Genomic DNA, 16,460 nt, shown 5'->3' on the forward strand with positions numbered 1-16,460 from the left:
GCAGGACCCATGGCAAACGTGCAAAGCGGCAAAATGATCGTCGGTCTCGATATCGGCACCTCCAAGGTGGTGGCGCTGGTGGGCGAGGTTGGCGAAGACGGCGTGATCGAGATCGTCGGTATTGGCACGCATCCGTCCCGGGGCCTGAAGAAGGGCGTGGTGGTGAACATCGAGTCCACCGTGCAATCGATCCAGCGCGCCATTGAAGAAGCGCAGCTGATGGCCGGTTGCCGGATCCACTCGGCATTCGTTGGCGTCGCGGGCAACCATATCCGCAGCCTGAACTCCCACGGCATCGTGGCGATTCGCGACCGCGAAGTCAGCTCGGCCGACCTTGAGCGCGTACTCGACGCCGCCCAGGCCGTGGCCATCCCGGCTGACCAGCGCGTGCTGCACACCCTGCCGCAGGACTACGTGATCGACAACCAGGAGGGCGTACGCGAGCCCCTGGGTATGTCGGGCGTGCGACTGGAAGCCAAGGTCCACGTAGTGACCTGCGCGGTCAACGCGGCACAGAACATCGAAAAATGCGTGCGCCGCTGCGGCCTGGAAATCGACGACATCATCCTTGAGCAGTTGGCCTCGGCTTACTCGGTACTGACCGACGACGAAAAAGAACTGGGCGTGTGCCTGGTGGACATCGGCGGCGGCACCACCGACATCGCGATCTTCACCGAGGGTGCGATCCGTCACACCGCCGTGATCCCGATTGCCGGCGACCAGGTGACCAACGACATCGCCATGGCGTTGCGCACACCGACCCAGTACGCCGAAGAAATCAAGATTCGCTATGCCTGCGCCCTGGCCAAGCTGGCCGGTGCCGGCGAGACCATCAAGGTGCCAAGCGTGGGCGACCGTCCACCGCGCGAACTGTCGCGTCAGGCCTTGGCCGAAGTGGTCGAGCCGCGCTACGACGAACTGTTCACCCTGATCCAGGCTGAACTGCGCCGCAGCGGCTACGAAGATCTGATCCCGGCCGGCATCGTGCTGACCGGTGGTACCTCGAAGATGGAAGGCGCGGTCGAACTGGCCGAAGAGATCTTCCACATGCCGGTGCGCCTGGGCGTGCCCCATGGCGTGAAAGGTTTGGGCGACGTGGTCCGCAACCCGATTTATTCCACTGGCGTGGGCTTGCTGTTGTACGGCCTGCAAAAGCAGACCGACGGTATTTCCCTGTCGGGCCCGAGCAACCGTGACAGCTACCGCAGCGACGACGAAGCCAAAGCGCCGTTGTTCGAGCGGTTGCAAGCATGGGTAAAAGGCAATTTTTAAAGATTTACCGCGACACCGTTGTAAGCAGTAGGCGAAAAAACTAGAGAAATGAAAGGAGAGGGAACATGTTCGAACTCGTAGACAACATCCCCGCAAGCCCGGTCATCAAAGTGATCGGTGTCGGCGGTGGCGGCGGCAACGCTGTCAACCATATGGTCAAGAGCAACATTGAAGGCGTTGAATTCATCTGCGCCAACACTGATGCCCAGGCGCTCAAAAGCATCGGCGCGCGGACCATCCTGCAATTGGGCACCGCCGTGACCAAGGGGCTTGGCGCTGGCGCCAACCCTGAAGTCGGCCGTCAAGCCGCTCTGGAAGACCGCGAGCGTATCGCCGAAGTGCTGCAAGGCACCAACATGGTGTTCATCACCACCGGCATGGGTGGCGGTACCGGTACCGGTGCGGCGCCGATCATTGCCGAAGTGGCCAAGGAAATGGGCATTCTGACGGTTGCAGTCGTGACCCGTCCGTTCCCGTTCGAAGGTCGCAAGCGCATGCAGATCGCCGACGAAGGCATCCGTCTGCTGTCTGAAAGCGTCGACTCGTTGATCACCATTCCCAACGAGAAGCTGCTGACCATCCTGGGCAAGGACGCAAGCCTGCTGTCCGCATTCGCCAAGGCTGACGATGTACTGGCCGGTGCCGTTCGCGGTATCTCCGACATCATCAAGCGTCCAGGCATGATCAACGTCGACTTCGCCGACGTACGTACCGTGATGAGCGAAATGGGCATGGCGATGATGGGCACTGGCTGCGCCAGCGGTCCGAACCGTGCGCGTGAAGCCACTGAAGCGGCCATCCGCAACCCGTTGCTCGAAGACGTGAACCTGCAAGGCGCACGCGGCATCCTGGTGAACATCACTGCCGGTCCTGACCTGTCCCTGGGTGAGTACTCCGACGTGGGTAGCATCATCGAAGCCTTCGCTTCCGAGCACGCCATGGTCAAAGTCGGTACCGTTATCGACCCGGACATGCGCGACGAGCTGCACGTAACCGTGGTTGCCACCGGCCTGGGTGCAAAAATCGAGAAGCCTGTGAAGGTCATCGACAACACCCTGCACACCAGCCAGGCGAGCCAAGCGGCTGCTGCTCCAGCGCCTTCGCGTCAGGAACTGCCGTCGGTGAACTACCGTGACCTGGACCGTCCGACCGTGATGCGCAACCAGGCCCAGGCCGGTGCTGCAGCGTCCCGTAGCCCGAATCCGCAAGATGACCTGGACTACCTGGACATCCCGGCATTCCTGCGTCGTCAGGCCGATTGATGGAATGTATCAGGGCTATGAAGGTGATTGGTGTTCAGCAAAGGTCTGGTCTGCTATCATCGCCAGCCTTTGTTGATACCAGTTCGCAATTTGCGCTCAAGCGGTCCAAGCCATGATTAAACAACGCACCCTGAAGAATATTATCCGTGCCACAGGTGTAGGTCTGCACTCCGGGGAGAAGGTATACCTGACCCTCAAACCTGCACCTGTCGACACCGGCATCGTGTTTGTTCGTGCCGACCTGGACCCTGTGGTGCAGATTCCTGCTCGCGCGGAAAACGTTGGCGAAACCACGATGTCGACCACATTGGTCAACGGTGACGTCAAAGTGGACACGGTGGAGCACTTGCTCTCGGCCATGGCTGGCCTGGGCATCGATAACGCCTACGTCGAGCTCTCCGCGTCCGAAGTCCCCATCATGGATGGCAGCGCTGGACCCTTCGTATTCCTGATTCAATCTGCCGGCCTGGAAGAACAGGACGCAGCCAAGAAGTTCATTCGCATTCTGCGGGAAGTGACAGTAGAAGACGGCGACAAGCGCGCCACCTTCGTCCCGTTCGAAGGCTTTAAAGTGAGCTTTGAGATCGATTTCGATCACCCGGTATTCCGTGACCGCACCCAAAGTGCAAGCGTGGATTTTTCCAGCACTTCGTTCGTAAAAGAAGTCAGCCGCGCCCGTACCTTCGGTTTCATGAGTGACATCGAGTACCTGCGCAAGCACAACCTCGCACTCGGCGGCAGCGTTGAAAACGCCATTGTGGTCGACGCGGATGGTGTACTGAACGAAGACGGCCTTCGCTATGAAGACGAATTCGTGAAGCACAAGATCCTCGATGCAATCGGTGACCTCTACCTGCTGGGCAATAGCCTGATAGGCGAGTTCAAAGGCTTCAAGTCGGGCCACGCCCTTAACAACCAGCTGCTGCGCAAGTTGATTGAGCAGACAGACGCTTGGGAAGTCGTGACCTTCGAAGATGCCAGCACCGCACCGATCTCTTACATGCGTCCCGTTGCGGCGGTGTAAGTAACAACTCTCTTTCTTTAGTTTTGAAAGGCTGCCTTCGGGTGGCCTTTTTTTATGCCTGCTATTTAGCGGCATTGAGATCTAATGTGGGAGCGGGCTTGCTCGCGAAGGCGGTGGGTCAGTTTGCATATGTGTGACTGACACACCGCCTTCGCGAGCAAGCCCGCTCCCACATTTGGATCTTCATCGGCCCTCAATAGCAGCGTCCACGATGCGATTACGCCCCGTATGCTTGGCCTCATACAACGCCTGGTCGGCACTCAACAGCAACGCTTCCAGCGACATGCGGCTGCGCTTGTCCCAGGTACTCATGCCAATGCTCACCGTAATCGGCCGCTCATCCCCCTCTACCCGTGGCAGATGTTCGATGCTGCTGCGGATATGTTCGGCAATCACCAAGGCGCCCTTGGCGTCGGTGTGGGGCAGCACCACGGCAAACTCCTCGCCGCCGTAACGCGCCGCCAGGTCGGCGGGGCGGCGGATGTTGGTGCCGATCACCTGGGCCACGGTACGCAGGGCCTCATCGCCGCCGTGATGGCCGTGGCGGTCATTGAAGGCCTTGAAGTGGTCCACATCAATCATCAGCAGCGTCAACGGTTCGGCTGAGCGTTGGGCCCGGTCCCACTCCAGGCGCAGGCGTTCATCGAGGATGCGGCGGTTGGCCAGGCCGGTGAGGGCGTCGGTGGCTGCCAGTTCTGACAGCACGCGCTCCGTACGATAACGACGCCGCAGCTCTCGGCGCAGCATCCAGGTCAGCCACAACAAACCAATGCACAGCACGCCGGTGGCGCCGCTGGTGAGCAGGGCGGCGCGTTTCCAGGGGGCGAATACGTCCTCGGCGGAAAGCGCCACCACCACAATCAGCGGTAGTTCACCGACGTTGCTGAAGGTATACAAGCGTTCCTGGCCACTGATGGCGGAAACCGCGCGGAAGCTGCCAGCACCTTCACGCAGCATGCGCTTGAAGTTGGGGCGATCGCTCAGGTCCTTGTCGATCATGTCGCGCTCCAGCAACGGCTGCTGAGCCAGGAGAATCCCTTTGGTGTTGAGCAGGTTGACGCTGCTGCCGTTGCCGATGGTCAGGCGGTTGAACAATTGATCGAAGTACGCCAGGCGCATGGTAGCCACAGCCACGCCGGCAAATTCGCCATCGGGCCCTGACACCCGCCGACTGAATGCAATGCGCCACACCTGATCGCACGCGCAGTGGATCTTGAACGGCCGGCTGATAAACAGCCCGGCCTGGGCGCTGTTCTTATGGGCGAGAAAGTAGTCGCGGTTGGCGAAGTTGCGGGGCGTTGGCCACAGGGTCGAAGAGTCAGCGATGACCGCGCCGTTGGCGTCCAGCAACAGCACTTCGCCTTTGAAGGGCGCGGCGGTGGATTGGTCGAACTGCACCAGGTGGCGAATGTCCGGGGATACCTGGGACAAGTCCCTGCGCGTGGTTGCGCCAATCAGCCCTTGCAGCGCCAGGTCATAGAGTTCGACGTTGCGCAGCACATCGGCGTTGATCAACTGGGTAATGTTGGTGGTCGCGCGCGTGGCCGCCTGCAGGGTGCTGGCGTGCTCGCGAACCAACAGCGCCGCGACGATCACCATGATCAGCACAACGGTTAGGCCACTGCCCAGAATCAGGAAAAGCTCTGGGCGCGCCGGCAGGGTTCGGACGTGGGGTTGACTCATCGGGCAGACTTCAGCGGTGAGAATGCTGGCAGTTTAGTTCTACCCGATGAAAATTAAACGAAGGGCGGCAAAGAAAGTGCGCGTGTTAGAACACGTTGATCGGATAGTCGACGATTACCCGGTATTCATCCACGTCGTTATCCACAGCTGAATAGCCGTTGCTGCCACGGTTGGTCGCCCATTGCAGGCGCACGGCCAAATCCTTGGCCTTGCCGCCTTGCACCACGTATTTCAGGTCAATGTCCCGTTCCCAGTGCTTGGCGTCCTTGCCTTCGGCGCTGTACCACCTGCTGTAGCCACGGCTTTGCGGGTCGGCCTTGGTCAGGTCGGTCTTGCCGCTGATATAGGACACGGCCGAGGTCAGGCCCGGCAGCCCAAGGCCGGCGAAGTCATAGGCGTACTTGAGTTTCCACGAGCGCTCGTTGGGGCCGTTGAAGTCCGAGTATTGCTGGGAGTTGTCCAGGTACACGCTGTCGCCCTGGGCGATGTAGTCGAACGGTGTGTTGCCGTTGACCCGCTGATAGGCCGCCGTGACGCTGTGATTGCCCACGCCCACGGTGAAATGCAGGCTGTAGGTGTTGTTGTCGATATCCCCCAGCAGCGATTGGCCGGTGTCCTGGGTGTGGTAGTAGTGCAGGCCCGGGTTGAGGCTGACCAGGTCATTGAGTGCGTAGGTGTAGTCCAGGTCGTAGTAATACTGGTTCCACACGTCCTTGAGTTCGGAGGCGTAGAGGTTGCTGGTGAGTCCGGGCATGCCGCTGAACGAGATGCCGGCCCAGTTCATGTGCTGGGCGTCGGTGTGGCTGGGCAGGGCGCCGTAGCTGGTACCGATACGCTGGTGGCCGCTCTGGTTGTAGAGCTTGGTGAAGCTGGCCTGGCCGCCTTCGAACATCCAGCCGTCGAAGCTGTGGTTGGTCAGGCTGACGCCGCGAAACGTCTGCGGCAGCATGCGTGTTGCGCCGCCCGCGATCATTGGGTTGCTGAGGAACAGATCGCCCGCTTTGAGCTCGGTATCGAACGCGCGCATTTTCAAGGTAGCGCCCGCCGTGGAGAATGAGCCTGGCGCCTTGCCGTTGCCGCTGCCGTAGGGAAGGATGCTGGACCCGTCGGTGCCGCCACCACCGTCGAGTTTCAAGCCGAGCATGGCGTGGGCGTCCAGGCCGAAGCCTACGGTGCCCTGGGTATAGCCGGACTCGAAGGTGCCCAGGAAACCCTGGCCCCACTCTTTGCTGTCATCAGTGTGAACATCACGACGGTCGCGGTTCATGTAGTAGTTGCGGGTGTTGATATAGAGGTGCGCGCCTTCGATGAAACCATCGGCGGGGGTGGTGTCTGCCGCGTGGGCAAGGGGGGCAATCGTTGCTGCAATCGCGAGGAATAACGGGGTGAACGTCAGCGAGTTCTTCACCGGTAGAGCTCCTTGGGTCAATCATGAACGGCCAGTGTCGTGGGGGTGTGCCTGGCCTTTTTTACGGCAAAAAAAAAGCCGCTGAAGTCAGCGGCTTTAAGACAGATTCCCAGTGTAGAGCCCTGGAAATAAGTCGAGGGAAATTCGGGTAAGCGGGAGACTGCCTTTGCCGTCGCGCTCATCGATGCGTCAAATTAACGCAGGCGAGCGGTACGATACAGAGTGTAACAAGATAATGACTGTTGCCCAAATCGCAATAGTAGTGAAGCGCAGACCCCATGTGGGAGCGGGCTTGCTCGCGAATACGGTCTGTCAGTTACAGATATTTCGACTGACCCACCGCATTCGCGAGCAAGCCCGCTCCCACATTTTTTATCTGTGGTGTTTAGATGGGCAAAGTAATGCCAAAGGTATTGCCACCCGCTTCACTGCGTACAAAAACGTCACCCCCATGCATCAGCGCAATCGCCTTGACGATGGCCAGCCCCAGGCCGTGATTGGCCCCGCTGTTGCTGCGCGATGCATCCACCCGGTAGAAGCGTTCGAACAACCGGGGCAGGTGCTCGCTGGCAATGGCCTCGCCGGGATTGGTGACGCCAATGGCAACCTGATGGGCCTGCGCGTCAATGTTCACATGGATGACTCGCCCCGGCTCGGTGTGCTGCACCGCATTGCTCAGCAGGTTGATCAGCGCGCGGCGCAGGTGGGCTTTTTCGATCTGCACCGTGGCATCGCCGTTGACCTGTACCCGCACCTGGGCGTCTTCGAGGATGAAGTCCAGGTAGTCGAGGGTGGTGGCCACCTCATCGGCCAGTGAGCTTTCGATCAGCTTGGTGGCCTTGCTGCCCTGGTCGGCGCTGGCCAGGAACAGCATGTCGTTGATGATCGAGCGCAGGCGCTCCAGTTCTTCGAGGTTCGATTGCAGCACCTCGAAATAATGCTCGGCCGAGCGCCCGCGCGTCAGCGCCACTTGGGTCTGGCCGATCAGGTTGGTCAGGGGCGAACGCAGTTCGTGGGCCACGTCGGCATTGAACGACTCCAGGCGCGAATAGGCGTGTTCCACGCGGTCGAGGGTGGCGTTGAAGGAGTTGACGAACTGGCTCAACTCCGGCGGCAACGGCGACAGCTGCAAGCGCCCGGAAAGCTTGGGCGGCGCCAGTTTCTGCGCCTCATCCGACAGTTTGCCCAGCGGCTTGAGACCAATGCGCGCCACCCAGAAGCCCAGCAGCGAGGCCATGACCACACCCATCAGCGCCAGGCTGATCAGTGCCACCAGCAGGTGGTGCTGGGTCGCGCGGAAGTTCTCGGTATCGATGGCGATCATAAAGCGCAGCGGCGGGCGTTGCTCCTTGGCCGGAAACTGGCTCACCAGCACCTTGAGCGGGTATTCACGACCAGGCAGGCGCAGGTCGCGCTTGCCCGTCGGCCCTTGAGCGAAGGCGCGGATCTGCGCATCGGGGTTGCCGTATTCATAGTTCGGGTCGCTGCTCACCACCCAGAAGCGGATGCGCTTGTCTTCCTCGCCCAGCAGCTTGAGCTTGGCTTGCATCTTGACCCAATGCTCCGGCGTGCCGAAGCGATTGACCGAGGATTCCAGCACGCTGTAGCGCGCATCCAGTTCGGCCCCCGGCAACAGGCCCAGGCTACGGTCCACTTGCTGGTACAGCGCGCCGCCGATCAACAGGAAGATCAGCAGCGCCACCAGGGTGAACATACTGCTCAGGCGCAGGGCGATGGAATTAGCCGACACTGCGGCTCTCCAGCACATAACCCATGCCACGGATGGTGTGCAGCAGCTTCTGCTCGAAGGGGCCGTCGAGCTTGGCGCGCAGGCGCTTGATCGCCACTTCCACCACGTTGGCATCGCTGTCGAAATTGATGTCCCAGACCATCTCTGCAATGGCGGTCTTGGACAGGATCTCGCCCTGGCGCCGCGCCAATACGCTGAGCAGCGAGAACTCCTTGGCGGTCAGGTCCAGGCGCAGGCCGTTGCGGCTGGCCTTGCGGCTGATCAGGTCGATCCACAGGTCGGCGACGGTCACCTGCACCGGTTCATGGCCGCCGCTGCGGCGGGTCAGGGCTTGCAGGCGCGCCACCAGTTCGAGGAACGAAAACGGCTTGCCCAAGTAGTCATCCGCGCCTTCACGCAGGCCGCGAATGCGGTCTTCGACCCGTTCGCGGGCAGTGAGCATGATCACCGGCGTCTGCTTGCGCGCACGCAACGCACGCAACACGCCAAAGCCGTCGAGGCCGGGCAGCATCACGTCGAGCACGATCACCGCATAGTCGTTTTCCAACGCCAGGTGCAGGCCTTCGACGCCTTCGCGGGCCACATCGACGGTGTAGCCTTGCTCCGTCAGGCCGCGGTGCAGGTAGTCGGCAGTTTTTTCTTCATCTTCAACAATCAGGACGCGCATGACACCGCCTCAGTGTGGGGTCGCCAACGCAGGCGTTGGTGTGGGCCGGTGGAAAAACTTCTCCAGGTACAAGTATATGACTGGTGTGGTGAACAGCGTCAGCGCCTGGCTCACCAGCAAGCCGCCGACCACGGCGATACCCAATGGCTGGCGCAACTCCGCACCGGCGCCATAGCCGAGCATCAGCGGCAGGGCGCCGAGCAAGGCGGCCAGGGAGGTCATGATGATCGGGCGGAACCGTGTGATACAGGCTTCGAAGATCGCATCATGGGGCGACAAGCCGCGCTCACGCTGCGCCTCCAGGGCGAAGTCGATCAGCAGGATACCGTTCTTCTTCACGATGCCGATCAACAGCACCAGGCCGATCAACGCCATGATCGAAAAGTCCTGGCCCAGCAGCCACAGCATGATCAGCGCGCCCAGGCCCGCCGAAGGCAGGGTGGAGATGATGGTCAGCGGGTGCACGAAGCTCTCGTAGAGCACGCCGAGAATGATGTATACCGCCACCAGTGCCGCCAGGATCAACCACGGCTGGCTGGCCAGCGAACTCTGGAACGCCTGGGCCGCTCCCTGGAAATTGCCGATGATCGAGGTTGGCATGCCGATTTCGTTTTTCGCCTGGTTGAGCAGGATCACCGCGTCGCCCAGCGCCACCCCAGGGGCCAGGTTGAACGACAGGTTGGCGGCCGGGAACATCCCGTCATGGCTGATGGACAGCGGCCCGACAGTGGGCGGGTCGACCTTGGCCAGCGCCGACAGCGGCACCATCTCATTGGTCAGCGGCGAGCGCAGGTAGAAGTAGTTCAGGCTCTCGGCCTTGCCGCGCTGGTGGGTGTCCAGTTCCAGCACCACCTGGTACTGGTTGATTTCGGTCTGGAACTCATTGACCTGGCGCTGGCCGAAGGCGTCGTACAACGCTTGGTCGACGTCGGTGGCCGTGAGGCCAAAACGTGCGGCGGCGCGACGGTCGATACTGATATGGGTGATGCTGCCGCCCAGTTGCAGGTCGTTGGAAATATCGCGGAAGGCCGGGATGGAACGCAGTTTTTCGGTCAAGCGCTGGGTCCAGGTATTGAGCGTGGCCCCGTCGTTGCTCTTGAGCACGTATTGGTACTGGCTGCGGCTGGGGCCGGAGCTGAGGTTGATGTCCTGGCCGGCACGCAGGTACAGGACGATCCCCGGCACCTGGGCCAGTTTGGGGCGGATACGGTCGATGAACTGGCTGGCGGACACGTCACGGTCACCACGGGGAACCAGGGAAATCCAGAAGCGGCCGTTGGCGATGGTCTGGTTGCTGCCGGTCACGCCCACGGAGTGGGAGAACGCCCGCACCGCCGGATCCGCCTTCATGATTTCGGCCAGCGCCTTGTGTTTGGCCACCATGTCCGGGTACGAAACATCCGCAGCCGCTTCGCTGGTGCCGAGGATGAAGCCGGTGTCCTGTACCGGGAAGAATCCCTTGGGTATAAACACGTAACCCACCACGGCCAGGCCCAGGGTCAGCAGGAAGATGCTGGCCATGGTGCGTTGGTGGGCGAGGGCGCGGCGCAGGTATTTTTCGTAGCCCGCCAGCAAGCGTTCGCCAAAGCCGGGCTGGTCATGGGGGCGATGGCTCGGCGCTTTCATGAACAGTGCTGCCAGAGTGGGCGCCAGGGTCAGCGACACCACCACGGAAATCAGAATGGTCGAGGTGGCGGTCAGCGCAAATTCCTTGAACAACCTGCCGACCACGCCGCCCATGAACAGCAGCGGTATGAAGGCGGCCACCAGGGACACGCTGATGGACACCACGGTAAAGCCGATCTCGCTTGCGCCCTTGATCGCCGCCTCGCGCTTGTCCAGGCCGGTTTCGAGATGGCGATGGATGTTTTCCACCACCACAATCGCATCGTCCACCACAAACCCCACGGCCACCACGATGGCCACCAGGGTCAGGTTGTTCAGGCTGAAGCCCATCACGTACATCAGGGCAAAACTGGCGATCAACGACACCCCCAGCACGCTGGACACAATCACGGTGGCCGACCACTGGCGCAGGAAAATCGCCATCACCCCCACCACCAGCAGGATCGCGATCAGCAGGGTCATCTCCACTTCATGCAAGGAGGCGCGGATGGTGGTGGTACGGTCCATCAATACGCTGACTTGGACCGAGGCCGGCAGCATCGCCTCCAGGCGGGGCATTTCGGCCTGGATGCGTTCTACGGTCTCGACAATATTGGCGCCGGGCTGGCGGGTGATCACCAGGTTGACGCCGGGGGTATCGACGGCCCACGCCTGGACGTAGGCGTTTTCCGAGCCGTTGACCACTTTGGCCACGTCCCGCAATTGCACCGGCGCGCCGTCCTTGTAGGAAATGATCAAGTCACCGTATTCATCCGGGTGGAACAGTTGATCGTTGGTCGCCAGGGTCGACACGCTGTTCTTGCCGTACAGCGCACCCTTGGCGAGGTTGAGGCTCGACTGCTGGATCGCCAGGCGCACGTCCGCCAGGGTCAAGCCGATGGCGGCGAGCTTGTCGGGGGACGCCTGCACGCGGATCGCCGGGCGTTGCTGGCCGGTAATGTTGATCTGGCCGACGCCGTCGATCTGGCTGATCTGCCTTGCCAGCAGGGTTTCCACCAGGTCGCTCAGTTCAGTGCCGGGCATGTCGCGCGAGCTGACACTGACGATCAGCACCGGGCTGTCCGCCGGGTTCACCTTGCGCCAGGTCGGCAGGCTCGGCATATCGCTGGGCAGCTTGCCGGCGGCGGTGTTGATGGCTGCCTGGACTTCCTGCGCAGCGGTATCGATGCTTTTGTCGAGGGTGAACTGCAGGGTTAAAAGGGTTGAGCCCAGGGCGCTGCTGGACGTCATCTGGGTCATGCCGGGGATGGCGCTGAATTGCACCTCCAGCGGGGTGGCGATCGATGAGGCCATGGTGTCGGGGCTGGCGCCCGGCAACTGCGCGGTGACCTGGATCGTCGGAAACTCCGCTTCCGGCAGTGGGGCGATGGGCAGTTTGGGGAAGGCAATCAACCCCAGCAGTACCAGGGCGAAGGTCAGCAGCAGGGTGGCGACCGGGCGGTCGATGCACCAGGCGGAAATCGACCCCCGCGACGTCATGGCTGCACCTTGGCGTCAGCGGTCTGGATCACCTGGGGCGGATCCTTGAGAATCTCCACCTGGGCGCCCGCCTTGAGCCGCGACTGGCCATCGCTGACCAGCACGTCACCGGCCTGGATGCCCTTGAGAATAGTGCGCTCGCTGTCTTGGTACATCACTTGCACTGGCACGATCTGCACCTTGTCGCCGTCCACGCGGTACACGAAGTGCGAGTCCAGGCCACGTTGCACCACCGTGGGCGGCACGGCGAGGGCGTTGCGGTCCAGGGCGGTCTGGATCTTGATCGTCACCAGTTGGCCCGGCCAGAGCTTTTGCGCGCTGTTGCCGAATTCGGCCTTGGCACGCAGGGTGCCGGTGGTGCTGTTGATCTGGTTGTCGATCAGGCTCAGGCGACCTTCACCCAGCAGTTGGCTGTGTTCACCGTCGGTATCGGCGCCCAGGAAGGCGTCGACGCTGGCCGGGTAGGGCGCGGCGATCAGGCCCTGCAGGGTCGGCAGCATTTGCTGCGGCAGGGAGAACTCGACAGCAATCGGGTCGATCTGCGTCACGGAGAACAAGCCTTGGGTGTCACTCATACGCAGGAAATTGCCTTCATCCACGGTACGAATGCCGACGCGGCCCGTAACGGGGGAGCGTATTTGCGTGTAGGAAAGTTGTACCTGAGCCGAGTCAATGGAGGCCTGATTGCCTTGCGCCGTGGCTTTTAACTGGTTGACCAGGGCTTGCTGCTGGTCGTAGGTCTGCTTTGACACGCCATCATCAATGCTCAACTCCTTGTAGCGCTTGAGGTTGACCAGCGCCACTTGCAGTTGCGCCTGGCTTTCCCCCAACTGCGCCTTGGCCTGGTCGAGGCTAGCGCGGATCGAACGGTCGTCGATGGTTGCCAGCAGGTCACCGGCTTTGACCAATTGCCCTTCCTTGACCAGCAATTTGGTGAGGATGCCGTCGATCTGCGGGCGGATCACCACACTGTGCAACGACAGCACCGAACCGATGCCGGTGACGTAACGGGGCAAGTCCTGTTCCACCACTTTCATCACGCGTACCGGCACTGCCGTCGACGCCACCAGTTTGGTCTTGGCGGGGCGGGTGAGGCTCCAGGTCGCGATGGCCACGACTGCGAGGGCGCCTACGATCAAGGCGGTTTTGCGTGGAATGTGCATGCTGTAGGGCGCCGGGACGAGGAGTGGGAGGAATGAAGCGTATTTATAGCCTGTGAACCCGGTCAATAAAGTGACCGCTATCTGACGGCGCTGTCAGTTAACGCCTGACCATTCGTACGACAGTGGTTAAACATTACGGGGGCGCAGGTATACTGCGCGCCAGCGTGGCCCGCAAGTCGGCCCCGCGTCATTTTTTGCACGTTCCGGAGCTTCCATGACTTCCCCGACACAACCCCCAGTTGAAGCGGCCGACCTCGTCGATCCGGCCAGCGCCGAAGGCGTTGAAAAAGCCGAGATCCCGGCGTTCAAGTTTCCGTTCAAGCCGGGTGAACTGGCCGGGGCCAAGCAAGCCGCCCAGCCCTGGTACAAGAATGGCGCCAAGAACGGCCACACCAAGTCTCCGGGCATGGCTCCGCCAGGTACCCGTCGCTCCATGGGTAAACGTTAAGAATAACGCCCTGTAATATTTGGCGGATGTTGCCTACAACGTCCGCTGATATTTCTGCTTGTTGATCCGCATCCGATTCTTGAAAGCTTGCACCGCCTTTTGTTCTGCCCTGGTGTTTCACCGGGGGTGTGCACAGGTCGCTCTTTCCGGAAAAGGACGTTTCCCGTGGCCCTGATACATCTGTGTGTCGTGTTTGCCCTGCTACTTTCGGTGGATGCCGTGGCGGCTATCGAGCCTCCCCGGGGTGAAATCCGCTTCGCCGTTGTGGCGCAATTCCCTCCCTTCCAAAGCCGCAACCCGCAAGGGCAGCTGGTGGGTCTGAACATCGAGCTGGGCAATGCGCTGTGCCAGCAACTGAATGTGCGCTGTACTTGGGTCGACCAGGTGCTTGCCGAAAATTTTCCCGCCCTCGAAGCCCGGCAGTTCGATGCAATCATGGGGATTGCCCCCACCCCCGAGCGACGGCGCTGGGTCAGCTTCACCGATAACCTGTATCCCTTCACCACCCGCCTGGTTGCGCGCAAAGGCTCGGGTCTGCTGCCCACGCCGAGGTCGCTGAGAGGCAAGCGGGTTGGCGTATTGCTGGGGAGCAACCGCGAAGCCTTCGTGCGATCCAGGTGGGAGCGCAAAGGCGTCATCATCAAGAGTTTCTGGCTTAACGACGAACTGGTCCGCAGCCTGGTGGCCGGGGATATCGATGCGACTTTGCAGGGTTCCGTGGAAATTCGCGACCTCCTGCTCGACACCGCCGCCGGTGATGATTTCGCCTTTTCAGGCCCTGCAGTTTCGGCCGAACTGTTGGGCAACGGCGTGGCGATCGCGCTGCGCAAGCCCGACACAACGTTGCGCAATGAACTCAACCGAGCCCTGGAAGAACTGATGCAAAACGGCGAATACCAACGGATCGTGCAGCCTTATCGTCTGGAAATACCGTGATGGCCAATTAATTGCGCGGAGTATGAGCTGGATCAGTATTTGCCCCATCGGTGCGCTTAGAGTCGACGCCCTGCCGACTCCTCCAATAATCACGAGCGCGCTTATTCATGAAGATCAATCTGCCGGTCACCGGTCGACATGTGGACGTTGCCCCCGACGCAAACATTCTTTCGACCACCGACCTGACCAGCGCGATTACCTACGCCAACCAGGACTTTGTCGACATCAGCGGCTACAGCCGCGATGAACTGTTGGGCAGTGCCCACAATGTGCTGCGCCACCCGGACATGCCGCCCGAGGCGTTTGCCCATATGTGGCGAACCTTGAAAGCCGGACGCTCCTGGATGGGCATGGTGAAAAACCGCTGCAAGAACGGCGACCACTATTGGGTCAGTGCCTACGCCACGCCCGTGACGCGGGACGCAGTGACGGTGGAATATCAATCGGTGCGCACCAAGCCCGATGCGCGCCAAGTGGAGGTCGCAGAGCAGGCGTATGCCCGTTTGCGCGCGGGCAAGCAGCCGCGATGGCCGGCGTTGGGCCTGGGCCTGAAGATGTCGGCCTGGGTTGGCGCGACCTGCGGTGTGATGTGGGCGCTGGAGCTGGGCTTGTCGAGGTATTCGTTGAGTTGGCAGCTGTTGGCGTTGGTGCTGGGCAGCCTGTTGGGCGTAGCAGGCGTGAACCTGATCCTGCGCCCTTTGGCCCGGTTGAGCCAGCGGGCGCGAGCGATTGCCGACAACCCCCTGAGCCAGGCGATCTACACCGGGCGCCGGGACGAGTGCGGGCAGATCGAATTTGCCCTGCAGATGCTTGAAGCCCAGGTGGGCGCCGTGGTGGGACGTATAGGCGATGCGTCCCAGCGCCTGGCAGGGCATGCAGCGCAATTGGTGCGCCAACTCGACAGCAGCCACGCCAGCAGCCTGGGTCAGCAGACCCAGACCGACCAGGTGGCCGCCGCGATCCATGAGATGGCCGCCAGCGTGGCTGAAATGGCCAATCATGCCCAAGAGGCCTCCAAGGCCGCGGACCAGGCTGGCAGCGAGACCCGTGAAGGCCATCAGCGCGTGGACGAGAGCCGCGATGCGGTGTTGCGCCTGTCCCAGGAGTTGGCGCGGGCCACCGAAGTGATCCACCAGTTGGAACACCACAGCGGCGAGATCAGTGGCGTGCTGGATGTGATCCGCACGATTGCCGAACAGACCAACCTGCTGGCGCTGAACGCGGCCATCGAAGCCGCACGCGCCGGTGAGCAGGGCCGTGGGTTTGCCGTGGTGGCCGACGAAGTGCGTGGCCTGGCCCAGCGCACCCAGCAATCGACCGATGAAATCCAGCGCATGATCAGCACCCTGCAAGGGGGGGCACGGGACGCGGTGCAGGCCATGGCGCAAAGCAGTGAGCATGTGGAGTCCAGCGTGCAGCAGGCGCAGCGGGCGGCAGCGGCATTGGATGGCATCAGCCAGCGGGTCACACAGATCACCGCCATGAGCCAGCAGATCGCAACGGCGGTGGAGGAGCAGAGTGCGGTGAGCGAGGACATCAATCGCAATATCGTCGGCATTCGTAACGCGGGGGAGGCCACCGTCAGTGCTGGGCAGCTGAGCCAGCTCAGCTCGGGGGACGTGGCGGCGTTGGCGGAGGATTTGCGGCAATTGGCGCGGGAGTTTTGGAGTGGGCGGCGCTGACCGTTGGCCTTGTGGTGAATCTGCTGGCCTCTTCGCGAGCAAGCCCGCTCCCACATTTGA

General features: G+C 61.6%; 12 protein-coding genes. 6 read left to right on the top strand and 6 right to left on the bottom strand.

Annotated features, from left to right (window positions below):
- Nucleotides 1–9: 9 nt before the first annotated feature.
- From ftsA to lpxC, 3 genes are all read left to right on the top strand, one after another.
- Complete coding sequence (gene ftsA, locus DYL59_RS01030; protein ID WP_010213031.1) at nucleotides 10–1,272, top strand: cell division protein FtsA; 1,263 nt, start codon at nucleotides 10–12, stop codon at nucleotides 1,270–1,272.
- 65 nt (nucleotides 1,273–1,337) lie between these two features.
- Nucleotides 1,338–2,534: a cell division protein FtsZ gene (gene ftsZ, locus DYL59_RS01035; protein ID WP_122487590.1), complete on the top strand. Its 1,197-nt coding sequence runs from the start codon at nucleotides 1,338–1,340 to the stop codon at nucleotides 2,532–2,534.
- 112 nt (nucleotides 2,535–2,646) lie between these two features.
- A complete protein-coding gene (gene lpxC / locus DYL59_RS01040) occupies nucleotides 2,647–3,558 on the top strand; it encodes a UDP-3-O-acyl-N-acetylglucosamine deacetylase (RefSeq protein WP_003171886.1) in 912 nt (303 codons plus the stop codon).
- 183 nt (nucleotides 3,559–3,741) lie between these two features.
- On the opposite strand, the gene DYL59_RS01045 is transcribed toward lpxC, so the two are convergent.
- The 6 genes from DYL59_RS01045 to DYL59_RS01070 form a co-directional block, all read right to left on the bottom strand.
- On the bottom strand, nucleotides 3,742–5,241 hold the full coding sequence (locus DYL59_RS01045) for a sensor domain-containing diguanylate cyclase (protein WP_135287478.1): 1,500 nt from the start codon (nucleotides 5,239–5,241) through the stop codon (nucleotides 3,742–3,744).
- 85 nt (nucleotides 5,242–5,326) lie between these two features.
- Entirely contained in the window at nucleotides 5,327–6,649 is a 1,323-nt protein-coding gene (locus DYL59_RS01050) for an OprD family porin (RefSeq protein WP_135287479.1), read from the bottom strand.
- Between the two features lie 385 nt (nucleotides 6,650–7,034).
- Nucleotides 7,035–8,399 (bottom strand): heavy metal sensor histidine kinase, encoded by a 1,365-nt coding sequence (locus DYL59_RS01055; protein ID WP_135287480.1) that lies wholly within the window; start codon nucleotides 8,397–8,399, stop codon nucleotides 7,035–7,037.
- Nucleotides 8,389–9,066, bottom strand: a complete 678-nt coding sequence (locus DYL59_RS01060; RefSeq protein ID WP_135287481.1) for a heavy metal response regulator transcription factor — start codon at nucleotides 9,064–9,066, stop codon at nucleotides 8,389–8,391. Before DYL59_RS01060 ends, DYL59_RS01055 begins: the two co-directional genes overlap by 11 nt.
- 9 nt (nucleotides 9,067–9,075) lie before the next feature.
- A complete protein-coding gene (locus tag DYL59_RS01065) occupies nucleotides 9,076–12,171 on the bottom strand; it encodes a multidrug efflux RND transporter permease subunit (protein WP_135287482.1) in 3,096 nt (1,031 codons plus the stop codon).
- On the bottom strand, nucleotides 12,168–13,334 hold the full coding sequence (locus DYL59_RS01070; RefSeq protein WP_135287483.1) for an efflux RND transporter periplasmic adaptor subunit: 1,167 nt from the start codon (nucleotides 13,332–13,334) through the stop codon (nucleotides 12,168–12,170). The genes DYL59_RS01065 and DYL59_RS01070 overlap by 4 nt, the downstream gene beginning before the upstream one ends.
- Nucleotides 13,335–13,548: 214 nt before the next feature.
- On the opposite strand from DYL59_RS01070, the gene DYL59_RS01075 reads away from it, so the two are divergent.
- The 3 genes from DYL59_RS01075 (at nucleotide 13,549) to DYL59_RS01085 (ending at nucleotide 16,400) form a co-directional block, all read left to right on the top strand.
- A complete protein-coding gene (locus DYL59_RS01075; RefSeq protein WP_135287485.1) occupies nucleotides 13,549–13,782 on the top strand; it encodes a hypothetical protein in 234 nt (77 codons plus the stop codon).
- A gap of 165 nt (nucleotides 13,783–13,947) precedes the next feature.
- Nucleotides 13,948–14,718 carry a transporter substrate-binding domain-containing protein gene (locus tag DYL59_RS01080; RefSeq protein ID WP_135287486.1) on the top strand — a complete coding sequence of 257 codons (771 nt, stop codon included), beginning with the start codon at nucleotides 13,948–13,950 and terminating at the stop codon, nucleotides 14,716–14,718.
- A gap of 107 nt (nucleotides 14,719–14,825) precedes the next feature.
- Nucleotides 14,826–16,400 (top strand): methyl-accepting chemotaxis protein, encoded by a 1,575-nt coding sequence (locus tag DYL59_RS01085; protein WP_135287487.1) that lies wholly within the window; start codon nucleotides 14,826–14,828, stop codon nucleotides 16,398–16,400.
- Nucleotides 16,401–16,460 lie beyond the last annotated feature (60 nt).

The sequence above is a fragment of the Pseudomonas kairouanensis genome, assembly GCF_004682055.1.
GTDB lineage: Bacteria > Pseudomonadota > Gammaproteobacteria > Pseudomonadales > Pseudomonadaceae > Aquipseudomonas > Aquipseudomonas kairouanensis.